We start from the raw sequence: 3,301 nt of genomic DNA, 5'->3' as shown, positions 1-3,301 counted from the left end.
GTACGCCCCGGCGAGTTGTTGACCGTCGAACTGCCGGCAGCTGCCACAGCAGGCGCATGGGATCTTCCGCTGTCGGCCGTGGCGCATGAAGGCGATCAGGCCTACGTGTTTGTGCGCACGCCAGAGGGATTTGAAGCCAGACCTGTCAAAGTTTCAGCCAGCTCCGGTCAGCGGGTCCGGATTCAGGGGCCCGTCAAAGCGGGCGAGGCAGTCGCAGTCAGCGGCATAGTAGCGCTCAAAGGTGCATGGCTCAACGACAAGGGGAGCAAGTAATGCTTTCCCGCCTTGTTCAATTTTCCCTGGCGCAACGTCTGTTTGTGCTGATGGCGACCTTGATGGTGGCCGGTGCGGGCTGGTACGCCTTGCGCGGATTGCCAATTGACGCGTTCCCTGACGTAACCAGCACGCAAGTCAAGATCATCATGAAAGCGCCCGGGATGACCCCGGAAGAAGTCGAGAGCCGCATTGCGGTGCCGATTGAAGTCGAGATGCTCGGCATCCCGAAAACAAAAATTCTGCGCTCGGTCACCAAGTACGGTCTGGTCGATATCACGATTGACTTCGAGGACGGTACTGACCGCTACTGGGCTCGCCAACAGGTGAGCGAACGTCTGGGTGGCCTGACGGAAAACCTGCCGACCGGCATTTCCGGTGGCATGGCCCCTGTCACCACTCCGCTCGGAGAAATGTACATGTTCACGGTGGAGGGCGAGACGCTGTCCCTGGCGGAAAGGCGCAGCGTACTTGACTGGGTTATCCGACCCGCGTTGAGGACCGTTCCCGGCGTTGCCGATGTCAACGCCTTGGGGGGAGTCGTCAGAGCCTTCGAAGTGGTGCCCGATCTGGCCAGTATGGCCGCCAGCGGCGTGACCGTCACGCAGATGAAAGACGCGATCGGGGCGAACAATCGCAACGATGGCGCTGGCAGGCTCGGTGAAGGCGACGAAGTCTTGCTGGTCCGCAGCGAAGGCAGCATCACCAGCCTCGAAGATCTGCGCGCCATCGTGGTGACCATGAAGGACGGTTCACCCGTTCGCCTGGGTAACCTGGCCGAGGTCAAGATCGGGACGGTGACCCGTTACGGCGTTGTGACGCAAAACGGCAAGGGCGAAGCCGTGCAAGGCCTGGTGCTGGGCCTGGCCGGCTCCAACGCCAAAATGGTGGTGGAGGGTGTGCGCAAGAAGCTGGAAGAACTCCAGCCAACCTTGCCGCCCGGCGTCGAGATCAAGACCTTTTATGACCGGGCCTCACTGGTCACCAAGGCCGTGAATGCCGTGTCGGCCGCTCTGATAGAAGCGACTGTGCTGGTCATCGTGCTGCTTGGGTTGTTCCTGGGCAATATCCGTGCTGCATTAACGGTGGCGCTGGTGCTTCCGCTGGCGGCATTGATCACGTTCATCCTGATGAGCGCCTTTGGCATGTCGGCCAACCTGATGAGCCTGGGTGGCCTGGCCATTGCCATCGGCATGCTGGTTGATGCAGCCGTGGTCGTCGTGGAAAACATTGTGCAACGCCTTGCGACCGACCCCACCGCCGGCAAACTGCCGCGTCTGCACACCATTTACCGGGCGGTGCGTGAAGTAGCGGTTCCGGTCACCGCCGGGATTTTGATCATCATCACCGTCTTCCTGCCATTGCTCACGCTGCAAGGCCTGGAAGGCAAGTACTTTGTGCCGGTGGCGCTGACCATCGTTTTTGCCTTGGCCGGCTCGCTGGTGTTGTCGCTGACCATCATTCCCGTGTTGGCGTCTTACCTGTTGCGCGAAGTCAAACACGAAGACCCGTGGCTGCCACGCAAGCTCCTGAAGCTCTATGAACCAGCGCTTATTTGGGGCCTGCAACGGCAGCGTGTTGTTGCAGCGGTCGCGGCTGTCATGCTGTTGGCGGCCGGGTTGATTTACACCCAGGTTGGCAAGACCTTCATGCCGACAATGGACGAAGGTGACTTGATCGTCGGCATCGAGAAACTCCCGTCCATCAGCCTGGAACAAAGCGCTGCCCTCGATTTAAAGATTCATCGCGCCATCATGCAAGCCATCCCGGAAGTGCATGGCATCGTCGCCCGTGCCGGTTCCGATGAAATCGGCCTCGATCCGATGGGACTGAACCAGACCGATACCTACTTGCTGTTGAAGCCGCAAGGCGAGTGGCGCATGAAAACCAAGGAAGCGCTGATGGACGAGGTGCGCAAGGTGCTCGACCCCATGCCTGGTATCAAGTACAGCTTCACGCAACCCATCGAAATGCGTGTGTCAGAAATGATCATCGGCGTGCGCGGTGACCTGGCCATCAAGATTTTCGGACCCGACCTGAACAAGCTCAACGAGTATGCAAGCCAGGTAGTGGCGCTGCTGAAGACTGTTTCTGGAAACCAGGACGTCTACACGGTACAAAACGATGGTGTGCAGTACCTGCGGGTGGCGGTGGACCGTCTGCAGGCGGGGCGGCTGGGCTTGAGCGTTGAGGAAGTTCAGGACGCGCTGCGTACGCAAATTGAAGGTCAGCGAGCGGGCGTTGTTATTGAGGGGAACCGCCGCACGCCCATCGTATTGCGCGGTGCCGAGAGCATCCGGATGTCACCCGCCGATTTCGGCGCCATGCGCATCACGACCAAGGATGGCAATACGGTTCCCTTGACCAGTGTGGCGAAACTTGAACGCGCGGCCGGGCCGGTCAAGATCGATCGTGAAATGGGCAGCCGCTACAGCGTCGTCATCGCCAACGTCTCAGGGCGCGATCTGGTGGGTTTTGTCGAGGAAGCAAAGGCCCTGGTGGGCCAGAAAGTGCCTGTGGATACCGGCTACCGCGTCACATGGGGCGGTCAGTTCGAAAACCAGCAGCGCGCTGCGGCCAGGCTCACGGTGGTGGTTCCGGTGGCACTGGGGTTGATTTTCGTGCTGCTGTTTTCGACCTTCCGATCTGTGCGCCAAGCCCTGCTCATTTTGAGCATCATCCCGTTTGCGCTGGTGGGTGGAATCGTTGCTTTGTGGGTAACCGGCGAATACCTGTCGGTGCCCGCGTCAGTGGGTTTCATCGCCTTGCTGGGCATCACGGTCCTCAATGGCGTGGTCCTGGTGAGTTATTTCAATCAGCTACAGAGCGAGGGAATGAGGCTGAGTGAGGTCGTCTTGCAGGGAGCGAAGCGCCGGCTGCGGCCGGTGCTGATGACGGCCTCCATTACCGCCTTCGGTTTGATCCCGTTGCTGTTCGCAACCGGCCCAGGGTCCGAAATACAACGCCCGTTAGCCATCGTCGTGATCGGCGGGTTGATCACGGCCACGGCTTTGACCCTGATGTTGTT

Annotated in this window: 1 protein-coding gene and 1 pseudogene; both read left to right on the top strand. The window is 60.0% G+C overall.

Features of this window, described 5'->3' with window-relative positions; genetic code table 11:
- Positions 1-273 (top strand): annotated as a pseudogene (locus ACFQND_RS12440) (efflux RND transporter periplasmic adaptor subunit); the annotation flags it as partial.
- Positions 273-3,301: efflux RND transporter permease subunit (locus ACFQND_RS12435; protein WP_377413674.1), on the top strand; the 3,029-nt coding region annotated here is incomplete at its 3' end. The pseudogene ACFQND_RS12440 and the gene ACFQND_RS12435, both read left to right, overlap by 1 nt.

Source organism: Polaromonas aquatica, assembly GCF_042659145.1.
Classification (GTDB): Bacteria; Pseudomonadota; Gammaproteobacteria; order Burkholderiales; family Burkholderiaceae_C; genus Polaromonas; species Polaromonas aquatica.
The sequence above is the reverse complement of the archived record's forward strand: the minus strand, read 5'-3'. Positions and strand labels throughout refer to the sequence as shown.